The sequence below is a fragment of the Candidatus Thiodiazotropha endolucinida genome, assembly GCF_001715975.1.
Lineage (GTDB): Bacteria > Pseudomonadota > Gammaproteobacteria > Chromatiales > Chromatiaceae > Thiodiazotropha > Thiodiazotropha endolucinida.
Genome location: NZ_MARB01000021.1, coordinates 48199 through 74348 on the forward strand (window position 1 = coordinate 48199; position 26150 = coordinate 74348).

General features: G+C 54.3%; 27 protein-coding genes. 3 read left to right on the plus strand and 24 right to left on the minus strand.

Going from position 1 to position 26150, the window contains the following annotated elements:
• Positions 1 to 19: 19 nt before the first annotated feature.
• Positions 20 to 910 (minus strand): histone deacetylase family protein, encoded by an 891-nt coding sequence (locus tag CODIS_RS15945; protein ID WP_235615253.1) that lies wholly within the window; start codon positions 908 to 910, stop codon positions 20 to 22.
• A gap of 288 nt (positions 911 to 1198) precedes the next feature.
• Here CODIS_RS15945 and CODIS_RS15950 point away from each other — a divergent pair, with 288 nt between their 5' ends.
• Positions 1199 to 3880, plus strand: coding sequence for a bifunctional acetate--CoA ligase family protein/GNAT family N-acetyltransferase (locus CODIS_RS15950; RefSeq protein WP_069126947.1), 2682 nt, complete (start codon positions 1199 to 1201; stop codon positions 3878 to 3880).
• A gap of 303 nt (positions 3881 to 4183) precedes the next feature.
• Here CODIS_RS15950 and rplS read toward each other — a convergent pair whose 3' ends face one another.
• The 5 genes from rplS to ffh form a co-directional block, all read right to left on the minus strand.
• Positions 4184 to 4528 carry a 50S ribosomal protein L19 gene (rplS, locus tag CODIS_RS15955; protein WP_069126948.1) on the minus strand — a complete coding sequence of 115 codons (345 nt, stop codon included), beginning with the start codon at positions 4526 to 4528 and terminating at the stop codon, positions 4184 to 4186.
• Positions 4529 to 4531: 3 nt separating this feature from the next.
• The gene (trmD, locus tag CODIS_RS15960; protein WP_069126949.1) at positions 4532 to 5293 is read right to left on the minus strand and encodes a tRNA (guanosine(37)-N1)-methyltransferase TrmD; all 762 of its coding nucleotides are present in this window, start codon (positions 5291 to 5293) and stop codon (positions 4532 to 4534) included.
• Entirely contained in the window at positions 5293 to 5799 is a 507-nt protein-coding gene (rimM, locus tag CODIS_RS15965) for a ribosome maturation factor RimM (RefSeq protein WP_069126950.1), read from the minus strand. Before rimM ends, trmD begins: the two co-directional genes overlap by 1 nt.
• Before the next feature lie 48 nt (positions 5800 to 5847).
• The gene (gene rpsP, locus CODIS_RS15970; protein WP_069126951.1) at positions 5848 to 6099 is read right to left on the minus strand and encodes a 30S ribosomal protein S16; all 252 of its coding nucleotides are present in this window, start codon (positions 6097 to 6099) and stop codon (positions 5848 to 5850) included.
• 231 nt (positions 6100 to 6330) lie between these two features.
• Entirely contained in the window at positions 6331 to 7713 is a 1383-nt protein-coding gene (gene ffh, locus CODIS_RS15975; protein WP_069126952.1) for a signal recognition particle protein, read from the minus strand.
• 156 nt (positions 7714 to 7869) lie between these two features.
• Here ffh and CODIS_RS15980 point away from each other — a divergent pair, with 156 nt between their 5' ends.
• Positions 7870 to 8676: a cytochrome C assembly family protein gene (locus CODIS_RS15980; RefSeq protein ID WP_069127001.1), complete on the plus strand. Its 807-nt coding sequence runs from the start codon at positions 7870 to 7872 to the stop codon at positions 8674 to 8676.
• 22 nt (positions 8677 to 8698) lie between these two features.
• Here the strand turns inward: CODIS_RS15980 and fliT are convergent, their stop codons facing one another.
• From fliT to CODIS_RS16070, 18 genes are all read right to left on the minus strand, one after another.
• Entirely contained in the window at positions 8699 to 9016 is a 318-nt protein-coding gene (fliT, locus tag CODIS_RS15985) for a flagellar protein FliT (protein ID WP_069126953.1), read from the minus strand.
• A 38-nt stretch (positions 9017 to 9054) separates the two neighbouring features.
• The gene (gene fliS, locus CODIS_RS15990) at positions 9055 to 9477 is read right to left on the minus strand and encodes a flagellar export chaperone FliS (protein WP_069126954.1); all 423 of its coding nucleotides are present in this window, start codon (positions 9475 to 9477) and stop codon (positions 9055 to 9057) included.
• 45 nt (positions 9478 to 9522) lie between these two features.
• Entirely contained in the window at positions 9523 to 10881 is a 1359-nt protein-coding gene (fliD, locus tag CODIS_RS15995; RefSeq protein WP_083220818.1) for a flagellar filament capping protein FliD, read from the minus strand.
• A 37-nt stretch (positions 10882 to 10918) separates the two neighbouring features.
• Positions 10919 to 11299, minus strand: coding sequence for a flagellar protein FlaG (locus CODIS_RS16000; protein WP_083220819.1), 381 nt, complete (start codon positions 11297 to 11299; stop codon positions 10919 to 10921).
• A gap of 70 nt (positions 11300 to 11369) precedes the next feature.
• The gene (locus tag CODIS_RS16005; RefSeq protein WP_069126956.1) at positions 11370 to 12140 is read right to left on the minus strand and encodes a flagellin N-terminal helical domain-containing protein; all 771 of its coding nucleotides are present in this window, start codon (positions 12138 to 12140) and stop codon (positions 11370 to 11372) included.
• A 405-nt stretch (positions 12141 to 12545) separates the two neighbouring features.
• Entirely contained in the window at positions 12546 to 13451 is a 906-nt protein-coding gene (gene flgL, locus CODIS_RS16010) for a flagellar hook-associated protein FlgL (RefSeq protein WP_069126957.1), read from the minus strand.
• A gap of 4 nt (positions 13452 to 13455) precedes the next feature.
• Positions 13456 to 15417 (minus strand): flagellar hook-associated protein FlgK, encoded by a 1962-nt coding sequence (gene flgK / locus CODIS_RS16015; protein WP_069126958.1) that lies wholly within the window; start codon positions 15415 to 15417, stop codon positions 13456 to 13458.
• Entirely contained in the window at positions 15418 to 16368 is a 951-nt protein-coding gene (gene flgJ / locus CODIS_RS16020) for a flagellar assembly peptidoglycan hydrolase FlgJ (RefSeq protein WP_069126959.1), read from the minus strand.
• Positions 16368 to 17486, minus strand: coding sequence for a flagellar basal body P-ring protein FlgI (locus tag CODIS_RS16025; protein WP_069126960.1), 1119 nt, complete (start codon positions 17484 to 17486; stop codon positions 16368 to 16370). Before CODIS_RS16025 ends, flgJ begins: the two co-directional genes overlap by 1 nt.
• Positions 17487 to 17497: 11 nt before the next feature.
• Positions 17498 to 18211, minus strand: coding sequence for a flagellar basal body L-ring protein FlgH (flgH, locus tag CODIS_RS16030; protein ID WP_069126963.1), 714 nt, complete (start codon positions 18209 to 18211; stop codon positions 17498 to 17500).
• 14 nt (positions 18212 to 18225) lie between these two features.
• Positions 18226 to 19011, minus strand: coding sequence for a flagellar basal-body rod protein FlgG (gene flgG, locus CODIS_RS16035; protein ID WP_069126965.1), 786 nt, complete (start codon positions 19009 to 19011; stop codon positions 18226 to 18228).
• A 99-nt stretch (positions 19012 to 19110) separates the two neighbouring features.
• Positions 19111 to 19851, minus strand: a complete 741-nt coding sequence (locus tag CODIS_RS16040) for a flagellar basal body rod protein FlgF (RefSeq protein ID WP_069126968.1) — start codon at positions 19849 to 19851, stop codon at positions 19111 to 19113.
• A gap of 143 nt (positions 19852 to 19994) precedes the next feature.
• Positions 19995 to 21269: a flagellar hook protein FlgE gene (flgE, locus tag CODIS_RS16045; RefSeq protein ID WP_069126971.1), complete on the minus strand. Its 1275-nt coding sequence runs from the start codon at positions 21267 to 21269 to the stop codon at positions 19995 to 19997.
• 60 nt (positions 21270 to 21329) lie between these two features.
• Positions 21330 to 22007: a flagellar hook assembly protein FlgD gene (locus CODIS_RS16050; protein WP_069126973.1), complete on the minus strand. Its 678-nt coding sequence runs from the start codon at positions 22005 to 22007 to the stop codon at positions 21330 to 21332.
• 10 nt (positions 22008 to 22017) lie between these two features.
• Entirely contained in the window at positions 22018 to 22431 is a 414-nt protein-coding gene (gene flgC, locus CODIS_RS16055) for a flagellar basal body rod protein FlgC (protein ID WP_069126976.1), read from the minus strand.
• Between the two features lie 2 nt (positions 22432 to 22433).
• Complete coding sequence (gene flgB / locus CODIS_RS16060; protein ID WP_069126978.1) at positions 22434 to 22823, minus strand: flagellar basal body rod protein FlgB; 390 nt, start codon at positions 22821 to 22823, stop codon at positions 22434 to 22436.
• A 339-nt stretch (positions 22824 to 23162) separates the two neighbouring features.
• Positions 23163 to 23996, minus strand: a complete 834-nt coding sequence (locus CODIS_RS16065) for a CheR family methyltransferase (protein WP_069126981.1) — start codon at positions 23994 to 23996, stop codon at positions 23163 to 23165.
• A 38-nt stretch (positions 23997 to 24034) separates the two neighbouring features.
• On the minus strand, positions 24035 to 24952 hold the full coding sequence (locus CODIS_RS16070; RefSeq protein WP_069126983.1) for a chemotaxis protein CheV: 918 nt from the start codon (positions 24950 to 24952) through the stop codon (positions 24035 to 24037).
• A 300-nt stretch (positions 24953 to 25252) separates the two neighbouring features.
• Between CODIS_RS16070 and flgA the strand changes: the two genes are divergently transcribed.
• A complete protein-coding gene (flgA, locus tag CODIS_RS16075) occupies positions 25253 to 25966 on the plus strand; it encodes a flagellar basal body P-ring formation chaperone FlgA (RefSeq protein WP_069126986.1) in 714 nt (237 codons plus the stop codon).
• Positions 25967 to 26150: the final 184 nt, after the last annotated feature.

A 26150-nucleotide genomic window follows, 5' to 3' on the forward strand; every position in this document is an offset into this window, starting at 1 on the left:
TCATTTGCGGACTCATTTCTCAACTTAAATCCATCAATACCCGGATATGGGCCTCGACGCTGCGTGCCAGGGCGCTGGGCTCATAGCCACCCTCCAGGACAGAAACTATTCTCCCGTCGGCATACTGATCCGCCAATATCTTGATCTGTTCCGTTACCCAGCGGTAATCCGCTTCCGTTAGACTGACTCCCGACATGTCATCCTCTATATGGGCATCAAATCCGGCAGAGACAAAGAACATCTGCGGCTTGAAATGATTCAGCGCCGGTAGCCAGTGCCCGGTAACGGCATCCCTGAATTCTGCGCTCTTCGCGGTCGCCTTCAAGGGTGCGCAAATTATATGATCGGGACTCTCTTCAATATCTGTATAGGGGTAGAAAGGGTGTTGAAAGGTTGAACAGACGATCACCCTTCGATCATCACGAAAGATATCTTCGCTACCATTGCCATGATGGACGTCGAAATCGAGTATGGCGACTCGTTCCAGGCCATACACTTCCATTGCATGAGCAGCTCCGATTGAGGCATTGCCATAAATGCAAAACCCCATGGTACGCATTTTTTCTGCGTGATGCCCTGGAGGCCTGACATTGCAAAAGGCATTCGACAAACCCTGATTCATAATCAGATCCACGGCCTTTATGACGGCACCCGCCGCCCGTTTTGCGGCTTGCGTGCTCTCAGGGCTGACCACCGTGTCCGGATCAAGGTGGGCATAACCGTTTTGCGGCATCAATTTGTCAACCTGATTGAGGTAGGCCACATCGTGACAACGCAGCAATTGTTCTTTTGTCACCTCGGGTGCATCGTAGTGACGCAAAAAATCATACAGCTGTGCCGCCATCAATCGGTCATCGATCGCCTGCAGGCGACCTGCGTTTTCGGGGTGACCCTCACCGGTATCGTGCAACAGGCAATCCGAGTGTGTTATGTATGCGGTCTTCAATCTCCAAACCTCACTTCCTATATCTCTATTTGACCGAGCAATACTCAGTATAAATCATTAAAAAATCACAACTTAGTTAAAGAAATTGTCATCATATACCGGTAAACTTCAAGCCCATCATGCCGCTATCCATAGTGATCGATACTGATACTTTTCTTTAGCGGTATTGTCTGAGTTTCACACTGTGCCTTAATGAGTAATCAAGGACATCATACTCCATATCATCTTACGAAGTTCAACAGGCAGTAGATTATGCAATCACACTATTTGACGTCTCTCTTCTCTCCAAAAAGCATCGCCATGTTTGGTGCCAGTGACAGGAAGAATTCAGTCGGTGAGGTGGTATTTAAAAATCTCATATCATCCGGATTCAAGGGGGATATATACCCGATCAACCTCAAACACGACAAAGTTCAGGGTATTAAGGCTTATAAAAGTATCGAGGCAATCATCAAACCTGTCGAGCTCGCTGTCGTCGCCACACCGGCAAAGACTATACCTGCTATTGTGCAGGCCTGCGGCGAACATGGTGTCAAGACCATGATCATACTCTCTGCCGGGTTTCGTGAATCCGGAACCGCCGGCCGGCGTCTTGAAGACAAGATTGTTGAACTGGCAAAGGACTATGGGATGCGCTTCATCGGTCCCAACTGTCTTGGCCTGATTCGACCGGATCAAGGCATCAATATTACCTTCGGCAACAACAATGCAGCCCCCGGCAATCTGGCGCTCGTTTCTCAGTCGGGAGCAATCTGCACTGCCATCCTCGATTGGGCGGAGGTCAACGATATCGGTTTCTCAACCGTCATCTCCACCGGTATCGGGGCGGATCTGGATTTTGGCGACTACCTTGATTTCCTGGTATCGGATCCCATGACGGACAGTATCCTGCTGTATGTGGAGGGCATAAAGGACGCACGTCGCTTTATGAGTGGCTTGAGGGCAGCGGCGCGCATCAAACCCGTCATTGTACTCAAGGTGGGACGGCATGCGGCCGGGGCGGAAGCCTCAATGTCACACACCGGCGCCCTGGTAGGCAGCGATGAAACCTTTTCCGCCGCGCTCTCCCGTTCCGGCGTATTGCGTGTGGAGACCATTTCACAACTCTTCTCCGCCGCCAAGGCGCTCTCTTCCCGCTATCGGGTCTATGGCGACAGGCTGGCTATTATTACCAATGGTGGTGGTCCGGGCGTCATGGCCGCCGACAGGGCTTCCGACCTGAATATCGAACTGGCGGAACTCAATGATCAAACAATCGATGCATTGAACAAAGTGCTGCCGGATGTATGGTCCCATGGAAATCCCGTGGACATTATCGGTGACGCCCCCCCCGAGCGCTACCGTGCCGCAGTCGACATCTGTCTCAACGATCCCGCTGTGGACGGCACCATCGTCATACTGACCCCTCAGGCGATGACCGAACCGGAAGAGGTAGCCAGGGCACTGATCGATTTGGCGGATTCCCATAAGAAACCGATCCTGACCAGCTGGATGGGAGGCAAGCAGATCGAAACTGCGCGCAAGCTGTTCAAAGACGCCAGATTACCCAGTTTTCGTACCCTGGAAAACGCAGTCGATGCCTTCTCCTACCTCTCTTCCTATCAGAAGAATCAGCGCCTGTTACTACAGACACCCGCCAAGAGTTCCCGTCGGCACATCCAGCCCGATACCGAAGGGGCGCGCCTCATTATAGAAAGCGCTCTGTCGGAACAGCGTAAGATCCTCACCGAGCCCGAATCATTTGCCTTGCTCGGCGCATTCCGCATCAACGCGGTACGTAACGGTATTGCACGTTCCGCCAATGAGGCGTTGATCCTGGCGGAATCGATCGGTTTCCCCGTTGCCATGAAGATCTACTCACCCGACATCTCCCACAAATCCGACGCCGGCGGCATTCGACTCAATATCAGCAATGCCCAGGTTGTACGGAGTACCTATCGGGATCTGATCGAACAAGTCAAGGAGACCCGTCCCGAAGCGAATGTGGAGGGCGTGACTGTCGAGCAGATGTATCAGAGTCCGAATGGACGGGAACTCCTCATCGGTATCGTGCGTGATCCGGTATTCGGGCCGGTTATCAGTTTCGGCAGCGGCGGCACCGCGGTGGAAGTGATGGGCGACTCGGCGATTGCCCTGCCACCCCTCAACCGCAGCCTCGCCAGCGATCTGATCGACCGCACCAAGGCGGCAAAACTGCTGAGTCAGTTCCGGCATATGCCACCCGCCAATCGCGAGGCACTCATCGATGTATTGTTGCGGGTATCGACCATGGCTTGTGAACTGCCTTGGATTCGTGAGATGGATATCAATCCATTGATTGTCGATGATCAAGGGGCGGTCGCCGTGGATGCACGTATACGGGTCGATTTCCCACGCCCATCCACCGATCCCTATCACCATCTGGCCATCCATCCCTACCCGGTAAATCTGGTCAACACCACCCAGTTGCCCAACGGCACCAATATCGTGATCAGGCCCATCCGCCCGGAAGACGCCGACCTGGAACAGACCTTCACCCGCCAGCTCTCCGATGAAGCAAAATATTTCCGCTTCATGAGTTCGATACAGGAACTGACCCCGGAGATGCTGACGCGATTCACGCAGATCGACTATCACAATGAGATGGCCCTGATCGCAGTCACCGAGGATGGCAACCATGAAATCGAATTGGGTGTCGCCCGCTATGTGATCAACCCTGACAAAAAGAGCTGCGAATTCGCCCTGGTGGTATCCGATCAGTGGCAACGCCAGGGCATCGGGCACAAGCTGATGCACCAGCTGATGGAGGTTGCCCGCGATCGCGGTCTGGAAAAAATGGAGGGCGAAGTATTGAGCAACAATTTCAAGATGCTCGACCTGATGAAATCACTCTACTTCCATATCTCCACATCGCCGGACGACAACAGCATCAAGCAGGTAGTGATCGACCTGTAGATACAAGGGTGCGGCTTGCCGCACCATTCAATCTGTCAGTAATCGGTGCGGTAATTATAAGATGAGTTTTTAGTTTTGAGTTATGAGTTTTTAGTTGTATGTGTTCGCTTCGCTCACGCTTTTTTTCCCTACAGTCTGACCGACCCAAGAGGAAGAGAATCAAAAACAAGTTGTGCGATTTACCGCACTCATCCAACTCAAAACTAAAAACTCATAACTCATAACTCATGACTAAGAACAAAAAAGCCGCTCTGTCCAACAACAGAGCGGCTCTCTCAACAACCGGTTTACAGGTTGAAGTTTCTAGATTTTCTCTTTAATACGCGCAGCCTTACCGGTCCGTCCACGCAGATAGTAGAGTTTCGCGCGACGCACATCACCACGACGCGTCACCTTGACAGAGGCTACGGTCGGGCTGTAGGTCTGGAATACACGCTCGACACCCTCGCCATGCGAGATCTTACGAACGGTGAATGCCGAGTTGAGACCGCGGTTGCGCTTGGCGATCACTATACCCTCGAAGGCCTGCAGGCGCTCACGCTGCCCCTCCTTAACCCGTACTTGAACCACAACGGTATCACCGGGGCCAAAATCCGGAATCTCACGACCCATCTGCTCGGCTTCGAGTTCTGCGATGATATTACTCATGGTCTATTGCTCCTGTGTCTGCTCCGCGTCTCCCGACGCAGCAATGATTTCTGCTAATAACTTCTCTTCTTCCACCGTCATCTGACGGTCCTGCAGCAGATCGGGTCGTCTCTCCCGAGTGCGTTTCAGTGCCTGCTGCAGGCGCCAACGCCGTATGGCGTCATGGTTACCGCCCTGCAGCACTAACGGCACAGACATGCCGTCGATCTGCTCAGGACGGGTATAGTGCGGACAATCCAGCAACCCGTCCATGAATGAATCCTGTTGAGCGGAGTCTGCATCGCCCAGAGCACCGGGGATCAGCCTAATCACCGCATCAAGAACCACCATCGCGGCCAGTTCACCGCCGCTCAAAACATAGTCGCCTATGGACCACTCTTCATCCACATAGCGTTCTATAATACGCTCATCGACGCCTTCATAACGGCCCGCTATCAGCAACAGCGGCTGTCGATTTTCAACAACCGTTTGTGCCCGCTGCTGATCAAACCCAACCCCTTGCGGGCTCATATAGACCACCTTCGCCTGCGGAGATGCACTCAACGCCGACTCGATCGCCTGTTGCAGCGGCTGGTACTTCATCACCATGCCAGGGCCACCACCGTAGGGCCGATCATCCACCGTGCGATGTACGTCCCTGGTATAGTCGCGGGGATTCCAAAGCTCGATCTGCGCCAGTTGGCGGCCTATCGCTCTGGCTACGACACCCTCCTTAGTCAAGGCATCGAACATAGCCGGCATCAGCGTCACCAGGTCGAAGCGCATCAGAAATCAGGATCCCAGTCCACGATAATCCGACCGTGCTCCAGATCCACCTCCCGTATGGCCTCACCCTTGGTGTAGGGTATCAACCTTTCGCGCTCACCGCGGACCACCAATACATCGTTGGCCCCGGTCTCGAAGAGGTGTGAGACGACACCCAATTCAATCCCTTGGAGATTTAACACCCGCAATCCCTGCAGGTCGTTCCAGTAATACTCGCCGGATTCCAGTGGCGGCAACTGCTCACGCCGGACGGCGATATCACAGTTCACCAATGGGGCTGCAAGATCCCGGTCATCGATACCCTGCAGTTGGGCAACCACGCCCTTACCCTGACTACGACCGGCAACCAGCCTATGGCACTTCCAATCATCCCCTCGCTTCAGGTACCAATCCCGGTAGCGGACGATTCCCTCCCTCGGCGAGGTGTGGGAGTAGATCTTGAGCCACCCCCTGACACCAAACAGGCCAGAAACCCGGCCCATTACTATAAACTCATCTTGTGACATCTTCTCCGTCCACCTGCGCGGCTTTCACCCGGGACGGGAGGCTGACTGTCAGGCTGCCTGCTTAGCCGCCTGCTTCAGTAGAGCCGTCACCCGATCGCTCGGCTGCGCACCCTTTGAAATCCAGTGCTGCACACGCTCCTGATCAATTCGCAGTCCCTCTTCGCCACCCACTGCTACGGGATTGAAGAAACCGAGACGTTCGATATAGCGACCGTCACGCGCATTGCGGCTGTCGGTCACCACAATATGGTAAAAGGGCCGCTTTTTCGCGCCCGTTCTTGAAAGGCGTATGGTTACCATGATGTATCCTTAGAAATTCGCTAACACACCGGAACCTGCCGGCGGGAAACGGCGTATTATAACCAACTTTGGGCCGATGTGAAGAGAAATGTAATTATAAATGTTGAATTTTGAATTGTGAATTGATGTGTTCGCTAAGCTTACATCCCTCTTGGATGATCAGTGTGCGAAGCGCAATCCACCCATTCAGAGTTCAACGTTCAAAATTCATAGTTAATTCAATGTGCTAACTCAAAACGGAAAGCCGCCACCCCCCGGTGGCATGCCCCCACCCGGAAAGCGTCCTGCCATCCCCCGCATCATCTTCTTCATACCCCCGCCCTTCATCTTTTTCATCATTTTCTGCATCTGCATGAATTGCTTGAGTAATTTGTTCACATCCTGCACCTGGGTACCGGAACCGGCAGCGATGCGGCGTTTACGGGATCCTTTGATAACCGCCGGAAAAGCCCGCTCATGGGGCGTCATGGAGTTGATGATTGCAATCAGCCGTCCGACCTCTTTGTCGTTCACCTGATTTTTCACATGATCGGGTATCTCTCCCATGCCCGGTAATTTGTCCAGCAGGCCGCTCATGCCCCCCATATTGGCCATCTGCAACATCTGCTCCTTGAAATCCTCCAGATCGAATCCCTTGCCCTTTTGGAGTTTTTTCGCCAGTTTTGTTGCCTTCTCCTGATCGACCTTGCGGCCCACCTCTTCCACCAGGCTGAGGACATCGCCCATGCCCAAAATACGGGAGGCGATACGATCGGGATGAAAGGCCTCAAGGGCATCGGTCTTTTCACCGACGCCGATGAATTTAATCGGTTTCCCCGTGATCTGACGTATCGACAGGGCCGCGCCGCCGCGGGCATCACCGTCGGCCTTGGTCAGAATCACGCCTGTCAGCGGCAGTGCGTCATTGAAGGCCTTGGCGGTATTCGCGGCATCCTGTCCGGTCATGCTATCCACGACGAACAGGGTCTCCACCGGATCGAGGACCTGATGGAGCTGCTTAATTTCCCCCATCATCTCCTCATCGACATGCAGTCTGCCGGCGGTATCGACAATCAGCACCTCGGCAAACCCCTTTGCTGTCTCCTTCAGCGCCCTTTTGGCGATGTCCAATGGCTTTTCATCATCTGAACTGGATATAAAGTCGAGCCCCACATCCCGAGCCAGGGTCTCCAACTGGTCGATCGCCGCGGGGCGGTAGACGTCGCAACTGACAACGCTGATCTTCTTTTTTCCCTGTTGCAGCAACCAGCGACCAAGTTTGGCGACACTGGTGGTCTTACCCGAGCCTTGCAAACCCGCCATCAGTATCACCGCCGGGGGTTGCGCCGCCAGATCGAGGGCTTCGTTGGCCTCACCCATCACGTGAATCAATTCATCATTGACGATCTTGATCAGGGTCTGGCCGGGAGTGAGGCTCTTCATGACCTCCTCACCCATCGCTTTCTGCTTCACCTGATCAATGAATTCACGCACCACCGGCAGGGCCACATCAGCCTCCAGCAGCGCCATCCGCACTTCGCGCATGGTCTCCTTGATGTTGTCATCCGTGAGACGGCCCTGGCCGCGCAGATTAGTGAGCACCTTGCCCAGTCGTTGAGTCAAATTGTCAAACATGATGTTCCTGGTGGGTAACGCCCGGAATGAGCATCAACTAATGAGTCATAAAAGTATAAGAATCAGTATACCAGTCCGGGGGAAATCCCTGCCATCTCTTTCACTGCAACAGGAAAATATGCGAACATCGCGGCTGATTCCCATCTGTTGATAAGGATTTACAGGACATTGATCGCCACACTCGCCATTATCGCCTATCTGGCCGCCGGCTCGATCCTGGCATTGCGGTTGTTCCGCACCCATGAAAGTTTGGTGCGTTCCCGCGTTCTGGCACTGGGATTGGGGTTTCTCGGTGTGGCGTTGCACGCCATCCCCCACTATCAGAATCTGATCTCATCCTCGGGTATCAATCTAGGTATTTTCAATGCCATGTCCCTGATCGCCTGGACCATCACCCTGTTGCTGCTGGTCTCAAGCATCAGCAAGCCGGTAGAGAACCTGGGTATCGTTATCATGCCCCTCGCAGCAATCGCTCTCTACCTGGAGAGCCGATTTCAGACAGTCCACTTCATAACCGACCAGCTCTCCAGCGGCCTGACTATCCACATCCTGGTCTCCATGCTGGCCTATAGCCTATTCACCCTGGCCAGTGTGCAGGCTGTTTTGCTCGCCATACAGGATCATCATCTGCGACAACGCCATCCGGGTGGCTTCATACGCGCCCTCCCCCCGCTGCAGACCATGGAGAGTCTGCTGTTCGAGATGATCGCCGTGGGTTTTGTGTTATTGAGCCTGGCCCTGCTCTCAGGATTCGCCTTTCTGGAAAATATGTTCGAGCAGCGTCTCGCCCACAAGACCGTACTGTCGATCATCGCCTGGGTGGTCTTCGGCACCCTGTTATGGGGACGTTATCGCTTCGGATGGCGCGGACAGATGGCCCTGACATGGACCCTCAGCGGCTTTGTGGTATTGATGCTCGCCTATTTCGGCAGTAAGGTGGTCATTGAGTTGATTCTCAGCTGACCGATAGGTCTACAGGACCGAATCAATCGTATGACTGTTTCAGATAGGCATGAACGGCCTCCTTGCCCAGTTTCAACCTTTTGCCATCCTGTATGACACCCTCTCTCGCCTCGGTACAAATCGCCATTGCCTGGTTGTTCAATGCCACGATCTGCTCCAGCTGATCTTCGAAATCCCTGTGTCCGGTCCGCATTTCGGGATCGGCAAAGATCGATTCCAGGATCCGCATCCGCTGTCGATCGAGTTCATCCATATCAGACCAGCGTTTCTCGCCGGCGAGACGTACGATCTCTTGACTCAACTCCAAGGCAAGATTGAGGTTCTGCACGAGCTGAGTCACAGGCTACTCCTGTCAGAGGTGAGGTGTTGAGCCGGTTTTCAGGTGGTTTTTACCACGTCTTTGATATTTTTCGCGTTCTGAATTGCTTCAGGCATGGCGTCCCAGGCGGTTTTGATCTCTTTCAGAAGTGATGCCACTTCATCGAGCGCCTCAGTATCCTGGTGTATGTTTGCCTCAAACAGACGGCGAATCATGTAGTCGTAGAGCATGTCGAGATTATTGGCTATCTCACCGCCCTTCTCAAAATCCAGGGCGCCACGCAGGGCATCGATCACGGAGATGATCCAGTTGATCTCGTTATGCCTCGCTTCATGCTCCTTTCTCTGAATCGAGCCTTTTGCATTGGAGATGCCGTCCAGGGCTCCGTTCATCAGCATCTGCACCAGGCGGAAGGGGGTGGCATACATGGCTTCAGATGAAGCTGCTTGACGATAACTGTTTATTGCTGAGTTACTTACCATTATTAGACCTTCAAGCTATCCGGGTTAAGCCAATTTTGCATATGCTCAGCTGCTGTTCTGGATGGAAGCCAGCTGACTGGTGAGAAAGCTGCTGGTACTTTGCAGTATAGCAACCGTTTGATCCAAAGCTGTAAATTGAGCGATCAGTTTTTTCTCATAATCGTCCAGGCGCAGTTCCGCCCGCTCGATCTGAGTCTGCACATTGTCCTTCTGATTGTTCAAACTTTCATCTTTGGCTTCGATAACCCCACCGACATCCAGCAACAGATCGGCGTAGTTATAGAAACGGTTTGCAAATCCTGTGGTTTCATCGGTCAGGATCTGCGACACACGATCAAAATCGTTGACCAATGCATCCGCCAAATCGCTGCTATCGAGGGAGAGAACACCCTCTCTGTCGCGAGTGATACCGATCTCAAACAGATAGGCATTGGCGGCATCCACGGTTGCGACCTGATTGAGGACATCGACAAAACCTTGTCTCATCCTGCGCAGGCTGCTGTCGCCACCCAATGAGCTCGCTTCCATTGCTTCGAACTCTTCCATCACCGTATTGTAGGCATCGACCAGCCCTTGGATCTTCTCCTCGATCCTGGTGTTGTCCCGGGTGATTCCGATTGAAGCACTGCCGGCAGCCACCAGTTCAAAGGTAACGCCCGATACGGCCCCAGTCACTGAATTCGATGCACTATTGACGGTGAAACCATCTATGTAGAGCAGCGCATCCTGGGCTGTATCCACCTGTTCGGCAAGGCCATCGCCGCCGGCACCGATATGGAAAAGTCTGGAGAGACCATTGGCGTCGGTATTGTTGCCGTCATCGCCATCCACGAAGCTGACTGAAATGGCGTTCGCCGCACCGGTCTCCTGACTGGTGAGGATCAAGCGGCTGCCGCCACTCTCATTCAGGATGGTGGCCGCAACACCGGGATTGTCGGCAGCGCTGTTGATGGCGTCACGCAGATCCGCCAGCGTGTTGTTGCTGCCATCCACGGTCAGATTCATGGTCGACCCATCGACGGTGATCGACAAACTGCCCGTACCGACTGCGGTATTGCTGTCGGTATAAGCGGAGGAAGCCAGCTTATCCCCGCTCGCCAGGTGGTCCACAACGATGTCGTAACTCGACACCGCCGCGTTTTCATCGGCGCTGACGGTCACCACGGATTCGTCGCTGGAGCTGGTGGAAAAAACCGCCAGACCTGTCGTGGTGGTCAAATCTTCCACAGTGCTCTTGAAGGTGTCGATAGCACTCTTGATCAGTCCATAGTCGCTGATCTGCTGATCGATCTCCTTCTCACGTGTGCGCAGCTGATCGAGCGGTCGCGACTCAATCTGCAACAGCTGATTGATAATGCTGTTCCAGTCGCTCCCGGCACCAATGCCTGAAAAGCCGATTGCCATGATTAGCTAAGCCTCACCAATTGTATGAGTACTACGTTTAAACCCTGTCATCCAACAAGACGCCCGGTAACAGCTCGTCCTGCATCTCCTCTATATGAGAAATAACATGCAAGATCTGATCCGGGGGAATCTGCCTGACCAATTCACCGGTATCGGAATCGATTACCCGTATTACCTGGGTTCCGGTTTCCTGATCAATACTGAACTCGAGATTCCGGTTGACAATCTGCGTCAGGTTTTCGACGTTGAGCGCCAGCGCTTTGCTGTCGATAACCAACGGTTGTTCAACATCCGCCGCCTGTTTCTTCTCCCCCTCATCAGAAGGGGTCAGATTCTGCGCAGCGGGACTCTGAGCAGTCTTGGAGACATCGCGCTTATAGGCATACTCATTGGCCAAATTGTTGATTACGTTTGGCATGATCACACCCTAACCTATTTGTTCCGCTAAATCATGGGGGTGGCCGATAACGCCACCCCCACGGCTGTCCTTAACTAAGCAGACCCAAGGCCAGCTGTGGCAGAGAGTTGGCCTGCGCCAAGGCGGCCACACCAGCCTGCTGTACGACCTGAGCACTGGTCATTCTGGCAGTTTCACGGGCGAAGTCCGCATCCATGACGCGTCCGGCGGCCGCATATTGTGCCTCTTCGATGGAAGCGGCTACGCGAGAGGCCGATGACAGACGGCTCTGCAGACTACCGACGTTAGCCAGTTCGGCTGCCACTGCATTGAGGTCTGTGTCCACTGACGCGATACTGCTGATGGTCGCGGTATGGGCAGGTGAGGCTGAGGAGACAGCGATGGTCTGACCGGCGTTGGCACCGACCTGAATGGTACCACCACCTCCGAACACTGCTGCGCCGTTGAAGGTTGCACGAGCCAAGGCGTCCGTGATCTCGGTTGTCAGGGCATCAAATTCGGTCGACATATAACCCTGCTGGGCTGCGGTGTAGAGACCGCTGGCATGTTGCACTGCGAGTTCACGCTGACGTTGCATCATGTCGCTGACAGTCTGCAGGGTAGCGTCAGCTACGCTCAGATAGGAGATACCGTCCGCGATATTACGCTGGGCGACTGTCATGCCCCGTGCCTGACCGGTTTGCAGTTGTGCGATAGCGAGGCCGGCGGCATCGTCTTTCGCCATATTGATGCGCAGGCCTGATGAGAGGCGCTGTACTGCGGTTTCAAGGTTGGATTGGGTGCGACCTAAGTTTTTCTGTGCCGCAAGGGAGAATACATTAGTGTTGACTGTGATTGCCATGATCTAATTCCTCTATCGAACCGGCGACGGCATCTATCTAAGCGCTCTATCACCGGTGATTTGCATTTAGCGGATATACCAACAATTTTGGTATTTACCGCCTCCGATATTTGTAGCGGCCCCCAGCCCTGGAACTTTAACCCATATCACACTTTACCCACCTGCGCCCCGCCTCCCATCAGTCAGCGTTACTTATTGATTATACTGGAGTTTATAAGAATTACCGATCGTCTTCCGTAAGGAAGCAATATCCTATGCCTTAGCTTCCCTAATTTTTCGCAAAAGACCTACACGCGCATCGATTCAGCGAAGATCGGTTTCGACTGCCTGATACGGGACTTTGGAGTATCTGTTGCAAGACGGGCAGGCTCTGCGGCTCGACAGCAGCCCGCAGCGTCCTGCCGTTTAGAGATAATTGAAGAGTGAAAGGCCTTGCACCATGTTGAAGGTCTGCTGTGCCGCTTGCAATGCCACCAGATCCTGTTCAAAGCGACTGATCGCCTCTGCGATATCCAGATCTTCGGTCTCGGAAAGCGCACTTTGCATGGTGAAGATGAAGTCTTCATTGATAAAGCGCTGTTGATCGATGGTATTCAGGCGCGCGCCGCCGCGTGCCCTGACCGAAACCACATGTTCCTGAGCCAGTTGCAGGTCGTCCATGAATGCGCTGTTCGGCGCATCTGCTTCCATGCCGGCGATAATGCCATGTACGGTTTCGAAGATATTTCGTCTTCCGCCCGCTGCAGTCTCTATATTCATGAACACATCGAAGCCATTTTCCCGGTCCTGAACCTGTCGGGTTGCCGAGATTTGCAGGGTTCTGATTCCCATGTCACCGCCATAGGCGAACACACCGTCGGCGGGATTGCCGAATGGAATGGTGTCGGCATCATAACCGGCAAAGATAAACTCACCGTCACTGTCCCGGGTATTGGCCAATGCCATCAACTCATCATTAAGCTGGCGCAGTTCTTCGGCGATGGCCTGACGCGCCGCTGCAGAGTAGGTATCACTCTGCCCCTGTATGGCCAACTCCATGATGCGCGGCAACAGATCATCCACCCCCCTCAGCGTGGCTTCCTGCAGCTCGAGTCGGGATTGAGCCCTGTCGGCATTGTTCTGATACTGTTCAACCTGGGTAATGGAGGTACGCAGATCGAGCACATAGGCAGCGCCGGGTGGATCGTCCTTGGGTGTCAGGATGCGTTTACCGGTGGAGATCTGCAGCTGCGCCCTGCTGACTGCAGACTGGCGTTCGAGCATACTGTTGATACCCCGGTCGAACAGCATGGATGTGGAAATCCGACTCATACCCCTACCTCCTGACCGCGCCTATGAGAGTATCGAAGAGGGTGCCGGCAACCGATATCACCTGTGCCGACGCCTGATAGGCCTGCTGAAACTGGATCAGCTTGGCCGCCTCTTCATCGAGGTTGACACCCGATATCTCCGCCATCGCCTCTTGCGAGCGCACCAACAGACTCTCCTGGGCTCCCAGATTCAGTTCCGCGTGACGTGTCTTCGAACCCACATCCGAGACCATCTGGATATAGGTTGCATCAAAGGTAGCCGTTCCGCCCAGTAACAGATTCTGGTTTTGCAGATTCTGCAGAGAGAGGGCATTGCGATTATCGCTACTGCCGTTGGTGTTATTGCTGATGGTGAAACTGTCGCCATCCGCGGGCACGCCTGAAATAGCGAAACTGATGCCGCCGTAGGCGGCGAACTGGGCACTTGGTACCTGGGTACCTGCTATCGCCGCAGTATTGAGATTGTCGTAGACGATGAAATCGTCGAAGGGATCAACACCAGGTACCGAACCCGGATAGTAGACCTCGAAACCGCTGGTCGGTCCACCCTGATCGTCATAGACCAGTTGTATATCGCCACCGGCCAGTGGCAGTCCGGCCATGGAGCTGTTCGCCGGCTGTGTGACGCGGGCGTCACCGCCATTCAGCGGGTTGCCGTTGCCATCAACGGCAGGCCTCACCTGCACGGGACCGCCGGCCGCCAGCCTTCTCACATCGTTGATCAGAAGATCGATATCCAGGGAGGCCGTTCGGGTGGGCTGAATCAGGAAGGTATCCCCGGTTACCGCACCGGCGGCGTTGATATTGATATCGAGACCGTCAACGATATTGGATCCCGCCGCCAGGGTCTGGGTTGTACCGGAGACCAGATTTTGCAAGATAAAATCGGCCCCGTCATAGATCAGCTCGTAGCTGTTACCGGTCAGATTACTCACATTATCGTAATCGACAGTGATGGAACTGCCGTTACCCGGCTGTGGTAGAACCTGTACTGAGCTGGTATTGAAGAGCGCACCGCCGACCAAACCATCCAGATCGAGACCCAGCTGGTGCTGGGTATTGAGCTGGTCTGCAATACCGAGAGCGACCAGCCCGACCCTGTCCTGGGTTGGATCGAGAATCTCGTTACGAAACCTGAGTAAGCCGCCGATGGTGCCGCCGCTGATCTGGTCGGTAATGATCTGGGTACCGAATGAGTAGTTGAACGTAATCTCAAGGTGGCTGGGATCGAGACCGGAGGGCTGGGTGCCTAGCGTGGCGGCAGCGGTGTCCATCACCAGTGGCTGGCCCCTGCCGATAAACACGTTATATGCCCCATCGGTCTGCTGCAGGATCTGGATATCGACCTGTTCCGACAGTTCGTTGACCAACTGGTCCCGCTTATCCAACAGATCATTCGGGGTACTGCCGTAGGCGAGTTTGATGTCTGCATTGATATCGGCGATGTTTTGCGCAAGACGGTTGATTTCACCGACATTGTACCCGATCTGACCATTCGTCCTGGTGCGGGTGTCATCGAACTGCTGGTTGAAATAGTGGAATCGGTCTGCCATCGATTCCGCCTCGGTCAGTGCCAGCTGACGGGCTGGAATCGAGGTGGGATCATCGGCCAATCCCTGCAGGGCATCGAAAAAGTTCTGGATGGTCGGCTGGATCCCGGCATCCGGATCCGCCACCAGGTCATCGAGTCGCTGAGCCTCCCCATAGTAGGCCCTCAAGTCGGAAGAGACCGTCAGACTGGTGCGCATCTGCCCGGCCACGAAGCCGTCATACTGGCGCTGGATTTCAGAGCTCTCAACACCGGTCCCCAGATACCCGGCCGGGCTCAGGAAGGGTTCTCTGGTATTGAAGTCAATCCGCTGACGGCTGTAGCCCTCGGTGTTGACGTTCGAGATATTGTGCCCTGTGGTGTCCAAGGCATGCCGATTGGCAATCAACCCTGAGACACCGATGGATAGTATGCTCACTTAAATCGCCTCTGTTTCACTCTGTATCGACTGTCGGAGCGATCCCTTAAGCCGGTTGAGGGCGGTCTGCATCTCCGGCCCCTGCATCACCCGTACTATTTTTTCCGCATAGTCGGGATCGGTGGCGTACCCCGCATCCTGCAGTGCCTTGAAGTATTGCGTGGCATCCTGAGTATTCTGCAGGGCATTTGTATAGCGGGGATTCTGTTTGAGAAAGGTCACATAGTCCCTGAAACTCTCATCGTATGAGCCATAGGTACGGAAATACTCGCGCCGGCGAACCACGACATCCTGTTCAAACTCCAATGTTTCCTGCCTGACCCGGTCACCGCTCCAGCGCTGATCGGCTTTGATGCCGAACAGATTATGGCTGCTTCCGCCATCCGCGGACCGCATCACATGCCCCCCCCAGCCGGTCTCCAGGGCCGCCTGGGCAAGCAATGCCTCAGTCGGCAATCCCAACGCTTGCGCAGCGCTGTCGGCAGCCGGCCAAAGCGCCTCCACAAAGGATTCCGGTGAGTCGATGTTGACTGACGGCCGATCTTCTGCAGCTGTGTTATCGGCTTTCGCGGCAGCCGTGACACGGCCCTTTGCCAACACGGACGGGTGCTGCCAGTATGCCTCAAGTGAGGTATTCGGCTGCGTCTTCACTGCCTGCTCCACACCAAGCTGATTGCGCAGCAGCTTCGCCATGCCGAGGCCACGTTGCTCTGAAAGGTGCAGGGAGAGCTGTTGATCGTACATATCTCGAACGAATTCGCTCTGTTTGCTCTCGAACAAGCCATTGCCGAAACTGGCCTGGCGCATCTGTTTGACCATCATCTGCACAAACAGTGATTCAAACTGACGCGCAACCTGATCAGCCGTTCCCGCCTGATCCTCACGCGCCTGATGCTTCAGGGCCGTGAGTCCCGAAAAATCGTGATACAGGGCAGAGGTCGCCGTGTTCATCAGATCACCAACAGTTCGGCACGCAGGGCGCCGGCCTCTTTCAAGGCCTCGAGGATGGCTACCAGGTCGCTGGGAGCGGCGCCCACCTGGTTGACGGCACGCACCACGTCATCCAGGGACGCCCCCGGATTGAACAGAAACATATGGTCCATGCCCTCTTCGGTAACCGTAACCTGACTCTGCGGCACCACGGCCGTCTGCCCTGCCCTGGCAAAGGGACCAGGCTGGGAGACCGCGGTCTCTTCACTGATACTGACCACCAGGTTGCCGTGGGAGACCGCCGCCGGGTAGACCCGGACCTGGCTGTTGATGACCACCGTGCCGGTACGCGAGTTGATGATGACTTTGGCCGAAGTCTTGCCGGGATTGACCTCCAGCTCCTCCAGCATGGAGATGAAAGTGACCTTCTGGCCGGGATCCTTAGGCGCATTGACCCGTATCGAAGTGGCATCGACAGCCTTGGCCGTTCCGGGACCGATAGTGAGGTTGATCGACTCCGCCACACGCATGGCGGTGGTAAAATCCCCATCGTTGAGATTGAGGGTCAATAACGGCGCCTGATTGAAGTTGTTCGGCACTTCGCGTTCCACGGTCGCCCCGTTGGGGATGCGCCCCGCGCTGGGAATGTTAACGGTCAGCTTGGAGCCGTCAGAACCCTCCGCGCTCAACCCGCCCACCACCAGGTTGCCCTGGGCCAAGGCGTAATTCTTGCCGTCGGCGCCTTTCAGTGGGGTCATCAACAGGGTGCCACCACGCAGGCTTTTGGCATTGCCAAGCGATGAGACAGTGACGTCGATCTTCTGACCTACCTTGCTGAAGGGAGGAAGGTCGCCATGCACGATAACCGCAGCAACGTTCTTCGGTTTCATATTGGTGCCGCTGGGTATCTGCACACCCAGCTGGGAAAGCATATTCTTGAGACTGTTGATGGTGTAGGGCGAGTCGGTATCCTTGTCGCCTGTTCCATCCAGACCCACCACCAGGCCATAGCCGATCAATTGATTGGTGCGCACCCCCTGGATAGAGGCCAGGTCCTTGATCCTTTCCGCCCATGCGGCCTGGCTGGCCAACAGAATGATTGAAAACGCGAAAATAACTTTGTGTACGATAACGTTCATTGCATGACACCTCAGAAGGGCGAGAGCACACTGTTGAAGAACCGAGCCAGCCAACCCATGGAGTTGGCATCCGCCAGGGCGCCTTCACCGACGTAGGTAATGGTCGGATCGGCGATCCGCGTGGAGTCCACGTTATTGTCGGGCGAGATATCCCTTGGCCTTACGATGCCGGAGAGGCGGACATACTCGGTTCCCTGATTGATGCCGATCCGCTTTTCGCCCCTGACATAGAGATTGTTGTTGGGCAGCACTTCGATTACGGAGACGGTGATTTTGCCATTCAGGGCGTTACTCTGGGTGGCGCTGCCGTCGCCGCTGAAATCGTGACTCGAATCGAGACTGAAACCAAGCCCCACGTCTTTGTTGTTGGGTACCGGTACGAAGCCGGGTACGTTGAACTGCATCGACTGACCGAACAGGGTTGGATTGGTGATACTGTTGCTGGTGGTTTTCGCGGTGGTGGTGGTAGCCGATTTGTTCGCCTGGGTACTCTCAACCAGATTCACCGTCAGCAGATCACCAACGCGCCGGGCACGAATATCCTCGAACCAGGCCTGCTCATAGCCGGCCTGGTAAATAGCGCCATTACCCTTTGGCGCCGGTGGTGGCATCACGGGTCGAATCGGGGCGTAAGCGGCATCACGCGTCGGAGTGGTGTTATAGCATCCCGCCAACAGCGGCAGCATCATAATGGTTATCAGTGTGATTGTGCGTAAACTATCCATCAGCCCCGCTCCTGTCAGAGTTGCTGATTAACATAGGAGAGCATCTCGTCCGTGGTGGAGATGGCCTTGGAATTCATCTCATAGGCACGTTGGGTCTCGATCATGTTGACCAGCTCCTCGACCACATTCACATTCGAGCTCTCCAGTGCGGCCTGGATCAGGGTACCGGTACTGTCGGTGCCGGGTATCGCGGTATTGACACCACCACTGACATTGGTCTCGCGATAGAGATTGTCACCGATCGGCTCCAGACCCTGTGGATTGACGAAATAGGCCAGTTCGATCTGACCGATCTGGGTCGGGGTGTTGTTACCTGATACCAACGTCGAGACCACACCGTCCGAGCCGATGGTCAGACTGATGGCGTTGCTTGGCACGGTCATCGCCGGCTGCAGCTCATAACCGTTGGGTGTAACGATATTGCCGTCGGCGGTCAGGCTGAATGTGCCGTCACGGGTGTAGACGATGTTACCGTCGGGATGGAGTACCTGAAAATAGCCTTTTCCCTGGATGGCCACGTCCAATGAGTTACCCGTCTGTACGATATTGCCCTGGCTGTGCTCCTTCTGGGTCGCTACCACACGCACACCGGTGCCGACCATCAGACCTGACGGCAGCTCGGTATTCTCGGAGGACTGGGCCCCTACCTGTCGCAGATTCTGGTAGATCAAGTCGTTGAACACGGCCCGGTCCCGTTTGTAACCGGTGGTATTGACATTGGAGAGATTGTTGGAGATCACAGCCATGTTGGTCTGTTGTGCATCCAATCCGGTTTTTGCGATCCAGAGTGCCGGGTACATAGTCTCTTCCTCGTACTTGTTTAATCTGGTGAGTCATCCGTTGCCGTGCAACGATTCAATAAACTCTCTATCTGAATAAGAGCAATTTACTTGCCAACATCAGCTCATACTCATGAGTCGAACCGAGGCATTGTCCAGATCCTCGGCGGTCTTCATCATATTGACCTGCATTTCAAACTTGCGCGCCAGCTCGATCATGGTAACCAGGGTGTCGGCCACATTGACGTTACTGCTCTCAAGGGCGCCGGATACCAGCTCGGTTGCGGCATCCGCATCCGACTCTTCGCCCTCCAGCAGACGCATCAGGCCATCTTCTCCCTTGAACAACTGCTCCGTGTCGGGATTGACCATCTTGATACGATCGACAATCGCCAGCGCCTCGGGAGTTGAACCTTCCGGCAAAATAGTGATAGTGCCGTCAGGCGCGATCTCCAGGCGCTCATAGGGCGGCAAGGCGATCGGCCCGCTATTGCCGATCAGCGGCAAACCCTCGCCGTTCGTCACCAGGCCGTTGGCGTCGACCTTCAGATCGCCACGACGCGTGTAGGCCTCCGAACCGTCAGCTGCCTGAACTGCAAAGTAACCATCACCCTTGATTGCCAGATCGAGGGGGTTACCGGTGGACTGAATGCTGCCTTTGTCGAAGTTGATATTGGGGCGTTCATCCAACGCATAGACACGGGTCGGGTAACTCTGGCCGAATACGGGCATACTGCGGAATTGGTTGAGATCCTCCATGAAGCCCGGTGTATTCACATTGGCCAGGTTATTGGAGTTGCTGGCCTGTGCTATCAGGGTCTCTTTTGCCCCGCTCATGGCGATATAAAGCATACGGTCCATGGGTTGCTCCTGTTCATTAATTCAGCTGGCACTATCGCTTTAACTGGAACATTGCAAGAAACAAACCAATTCAAAGTTCCAAAAAAAATCGCCACTCCCGCCCCCCGTACACTGAGGACAAAAGTGGCGACTACCCAGCCTACTTAACGGATATTGATAACTGTCTGGGTAACGGCATCCGCAGTGGTGATGACCTGCGCATTGGCCTGGAAATTACGTTGAGCGGTAATCAGATTGACCAACTGCTTGGCCAGATCGACATTTGAATTCTCCAACGCACCGGACTGTATCAGCCCGAAACTGCTGGTACCGGCCTCACCCAACTGCACATCGCCGGAGGCGAAAGACTCCGCCCAACTGGTATCGCCAATCTGGCGCAGCCCTTGATTATTGCTGAAACGGGCCATGGCGATCTTACCCAAGGGCTCTGATTGGCCGTTGGTAAAGCGAGCGAATACGACCCCCGTGCCATCCACATCCACGCCACTCAAACGACCCGATGTAAAGCCGTCCTGACTCAGTTCATTTACGGAAAAGCCTGAACCGAACTGGGTTGATGCGCTGTAGCCAAAGGTCAGCGTGGTGATATCGGCGGCACCGCCGCCCGGATTGAAGGTATCTATGGCTACGTTACCCAGGGCATCCACATCCCCCACACCGGTATCCAGGGCGCCAGCTGTCGTGAACTGAACATCCGCGAATGCATTGCCGCCCACAGTGACATTGACGCCATCCACAAAGGTGAAGACATTCCACTGATTATCAGCCACCTTGCTGTAGAACATGGTTGTCGTATGCGCCGTTCCCAGAGAATCATAAATTGTGGTCGCAGTGGAATGATTGTAACTCTGTGGATCCGGCGGGAAGGTAAAGGTGGGCGCTGTCGGATCGAGAGTAACTACCGGCGGCAGTTCCGCCGCACTCAGATTGAGGGTTGCCTCGATATTGCTGGTTGGCTGAGGCGTACCCGAGACCACGGGTAGATTCAGATCGGAGGTATCGCCGGTATTGAACAGAGTTCCGGTCGTACCGATACGGGGAAAGATCTGCACCCTGGATCCGGTATGATCCACCACGTTTCCATCCCGATCCACACTGAAGGCGCCGGCACGGGTATAGGTTACGTCACCCGCTGTATCTTCCATCACGAAGAAACCCTCTCCGTTGATCGCCAGGTCCAGGTTGTTGGATGTGAATTCTGTACTGCCCTGGGAAAACTGTTGCGCAACTCGGGTCACGCGAACACCTCTACCCGGCACAGAACTGCTGACATCACTGATGGAATTGGCATAGATATCAGCAAACTCGGCACGCGACTCTTTGAAACCGACCGTGCTCGCATTGGCGATATTGTGACCGGTTACATCAAGATCGGTGGATGCCGCATCCAATCCACTCAGAGCAATACGAAATGCCATCTCTATTCTCCTGTCTCTTCTCTATCTGCAATCAACGCTCGCTGCATTGATGCTTATGTTCTATTGAATTTGCGCCACGTCATTCATGGAGATCTGGCCTAGACCGCCCAGGTTGAGCTGAACACCGCCGGGCCCACCCAGGTTGACACTCTCGACCTCTGCTGATACCAGCGTGCTGGGCGCCATCTCCGCATCATCCACGTTGGCAATCGCACTTATCTGATAGAGTCCGTCGCCCACATAGTCGCCGGCATCGTCATAGCCATCCCAACTGAAGGCAACCTGCCCGGCTTCATGGGTGCCAAGCTGCAGTTCGCGGACCAGGGCGCCGGACTGATCGGATATCAGCACCCGGACATTGCCCGCCGAGGAGGGAAGCACGATGCTGCCCTGCAGCGGCTCGCCATTCGCCAACGCACCGACACTGCTCTCAACCAGCACATCACGACCGACGAGATTGGCCGCTTGCAGGGCCTGATCGGAAGTCAGCGCGCTTCGCAGTTCATTGAATGAGTTATTCAGATCATCGATTCCCGACACCGTGGCGAACTGGGATACCTGAGTCGCCATTTCGGAGTTTTCCATCGGTTTGAAGGGATCCTGGTGTGTCAACTCGGTCACCAGAAGCTGCATAAAATCCTCCAATCCCAGCTGACCCTGCTCCTTTTCCTGTTTGATGCTGTTGTTGGTCAGACCGATATCTTCATACAGATCGTATCGATTCGTGATGGCTGTCATGGCTATCTCCTTACTGACCCATACGCAGGGTGGCGAGCAGTAGTTGTTTGGCTGAGTTGGCCACTTCCACATTGCCCTGATAGGAGCGTGAAGCGGAAAGCATGTTCGCCATCTCTTCCACCATATTCACATTCGGGCGAAAGATATAACCCTCCTCGTTGGCGAGGGGATGTTCCGGCGAGTACTCCTGGACCAGCGGCGCCTGGCTTTCGACCACTCCCGCCATACGCACGCCACTCGCTGCCGCGTCAGGGTTGGACTGATCCAACAGGGTCTGGAATACCGGTTGCCTGGCCCGATAGGTCTGGTCGATACTGCTACTAACCGCATCGGCATTGGCCATGTTGCTGGAGACCAGATTGAGACGCAGACTCTGTGCGCTCATACCCGATGCGGCCGTATCAAAGATCTTGAATAGAGACATGCTCACTCACCCTTTATCGCTTTACGTATGCCACTGATCTTACTGTTGATGAAACTGAGGCTTGCCTGGTACTCGATCGCATTGCCGCTGTACGCCACATGCTCCCTTTCGGTATCCACCGTATTGCCATCCAGAGACGGCTGCATGGGAGTACGATAGAGTAGTTGCGAAGGAGGCACAGGGCCCGTTTCAGGTTGGATATGACGACTGTCAGTGGTTCTCAATCGAGTGGAACTGTTCATTTCACTGTTCAGAAGCGCCTTGAAATCGAAATCCCGGGCCTTGTAGCCCGGCGTGTCGGCATTGGCCAGATTCGCGGCAAGGACCTCGGCCCGCTGCGAACGCAGTACCAGTGCCCTCTCATGTATTCCAAACAGATTGTCAAAGTTCATGGATAGCTCCACAGCTCTCTTTGCCACTGAAGATGCAGGGAGTGTGCCAAACTTGCAAACCGCTGTTAATTTAAGGCGATTGTCCGCTTTTCAGGCTTGGCCCATCGACGCCGCATAGGGTGCGGTATCCAATCGGAGTAGCAGGATAGAGGCCGCCAGGGCCGGCACCACAGAGGGTGGGCTATTTCAGTACCGGGAAAACGAGGCCCGCCGATAGGGTAAAAGCCGGTTAGCCGATTACCGTGAATAGCGCCTAGCGACCGATTCACGCAGGCGAAGACCGGTTTATCAAAACAGGAATGCGGCAAGCGGGTGCCGCAATACGGCAAGCATTGCCGTTTAGGATTTCAAGCGATAGGAGATACCGCCATGTCCCACCTTCATCTCAAAGCGAGTCGTCAGCTGGTTGATCGACTCTGTGGACCCCAGAAACAGGTAACCCCCGGGATTCAGCGTATTAGCCATCCGATCGACGATATCCCGCTTCAGTTCATTGGAGAAGTAGATGAGCACGTTACGGCAAAAAATCACGTCGAATTTCCCAAGACCGTGATAACTGCCCGCCAGGTTAAGCGAGCTGAAGCTGACACGGCGTTTGATCTCAGGTTTTACTTCAAGGCAACGCTCATTTGCCAGGAAGAATCTCTTTTTCTGCTCCGGAGTCAGGCCTCTTTCAACAGCCAGACCGCAATAGAGGCCTGAACGCGCCTCATCCAACATCTTGCTCGAGATATCCGTAGCGGCAATCTGCACCGGCTTGGCCGAGGGTTTCAGGCCTTGATACTCTTCCGCGATCATACTGATGTTGTAAGGCTCCTGACCGCTCGAACAGGCGGCCGACCATATACGAATCGAGCCCCCTCGTTTCAGGTTCAGATCGGGCAGGATGGTCTCTTTCAAGAGGATGTAGTGGCCGATATCCCTAAACCAGAAGGTCTCATTGGTGGTCATGGCATCGATCACCTTCACCTTCAGGTGTGAATGGGCAGGTGACCGAATCAAATCAAGCAAGGCGCCCAGGGAATCGACCTGCGCCTCCTTTATAATATTATTCAGTCGGCTGGCGACCAGATACTCCTTTCCGCTACCCAGCAATATTCCGCATGCCTGCTGCAGAAATGACTTGAACGCCTCATAATCCGCAGGCGAAATCGTGGCTGACCGATGGTACATTATAAATAAATGTTCTTTTTAATTTATCAGATATAGTGTTAAGCCAAGCTTTTGAGACGCTCGGTCACCCGGCCGACCAGTTCATCCGGCATGAATTTAGCGAGAAAATGGTCGGCACCCACTTTCCTCACCATGGTTTCATTGAATACCCCGCTCAAAGAAGAGTGCAAAATGACATACAGATCAGAGAGTTTCGGGTCTTCCCGTATCGCCGTCACAAGAGAGTAGCCATCCATTTTCGGCATTTCAATATCGGAAATCACCATCGCCAACCAGTCATTCAGGTCGCCCGCTTCAGACCACTCCTGCAACAAACTCAGCGCCTCGCTGCCATCTTTCGCCTGCACGACCTCTATGCCCATTTCATTCAAAACTTTTTTGATCTGGTTGCGCGCCACCATCGAATCATCAACAACCAGTATCTTTAACTTACTCAAGTCGGCCCCTGTCTCCTCCACTGGTTGCGTCAATTCCTCATCGATACCCAAAACTTCACTGAGAATTTTCTCCACATCAATGATCTCAACCAGCTCTTCATCGATATTCGTTACCGCGGTCATGTAACTGCTGCGTCCCAGGCCCTTCGGAGGCGGCAGGATATCTTCCCAGTGAGTGTTGACGATACGCTCGACGCTAGCCACGAGAAAGGCGAGTTGTCGACGGTTATATTCGGTGATGATGATGAAATAGTTCGTTACCTCGTCCATCCTGGGACCGCCTATGGCATTACTCAGATCCATCACAGGTATATTATTGCCCCTGAGTGAGGCCACACCGCGAATGACCGGATTAGAACCGGGCAGTTCAGTCAGCTTCGGACACTGCACGACTTCTTTCACCTTGAATACATTGATGCCAAAGATCTGACGTCCCTGCAGGTGAAAGAGCAGCAATTCCAGCCGGTTCTGTCCGGCTAGTTTGGTTCTTTGATCGACACTGTCCAAGACGCCAGCCATGGTATAACACCCCACACATAGAGAAACCCATCATAATGAGTATGGCGGCTTGAACAGAGCGACCTTTAGTAATGTCCAATCAACCTAAGTCTTTATGTGGCAGGAGAAATTAAAATCCCATCCACAGCACAGAACAGACAGCTGCCGGGCCATAATCCGCAGTGAGAAAGCCAACTAACCACCTGATTTAATTTGCATGGCGTCATCCAGACGATTTTCGACCAAGGCGCATCCCCCACCTGTCAAATTCACGGCATGGCGATTGCATGTATTTAAGCAGTCAATCGAGAGACTATTATCATGATGCATGTTAAGGCGACATTTAAGGCGGTATTGGCGATTCTCCTGTTTTCGGCCGCTGCGATCAGCCATGGTGAGAGTGGGCACCATCAATCCCATCACTCAATCGTTGCAGCGGTCAAGGACTATCTGATGCAGACAGTCGCAAATCAGAACGAAGATGCAAAAATCGTCATCACACCGTTGGATCATCGCCTCAAATTGCGGCAGTGCGATACCCCATTGAAGACATTCAGCCCGCCCGGTGGCAGTAAAATGGGACGTACTTCGGTCGGTGTACGATGTGAAAGCCCGGCGCCCTGGTCACTCTACGTCTCCGCCAAGGTCGGTCTTGAACTGCCGGTGGTAATCGCGAAACGGGACCTTGCAAGGGGCCAGGCCATCACAACAGCCGACGTGAAACTGGAAATTTCGGATACTACACGATTGTTGAGAGGTTATTATGAGTCGGTCAACCAGGTTTTGGGCCGAACACTGAAGCGTGCGCTCCGCAGGGACAAGGTCGTTACACCTACCTCACTGGTAGTCCAAAAGACCGTGAGCAGAGGCGAGCAGGTCACCATTCTGGCAGCCGCAGGCGGTATCGAAGTGCGCATGCAGGGTAAGGCAATGAAAAACGGCAATCCCGGCGACCTGATACCCGTCGTCAACGTAAAATCAAAGAAAAAGCTACAGGCAAGAGTGATTTCGGAAGGATTGGTGAAGGTAAACTGACCGCTGATGAGGGTTGAGTATCAGGGAACCTAACTCGTCAGATAGGTGCTTAGCAACTAGGGCCTGTTAACACTAATCCAATACGCCCTGTTGTGCCTGAAAAAGCACCAATCAAGGCGCACCCCAAGGGCACTTCCTTCGGGGCGCGAGGAGAGAGGTTTGGTTATTCCAAATGAGCGACGAG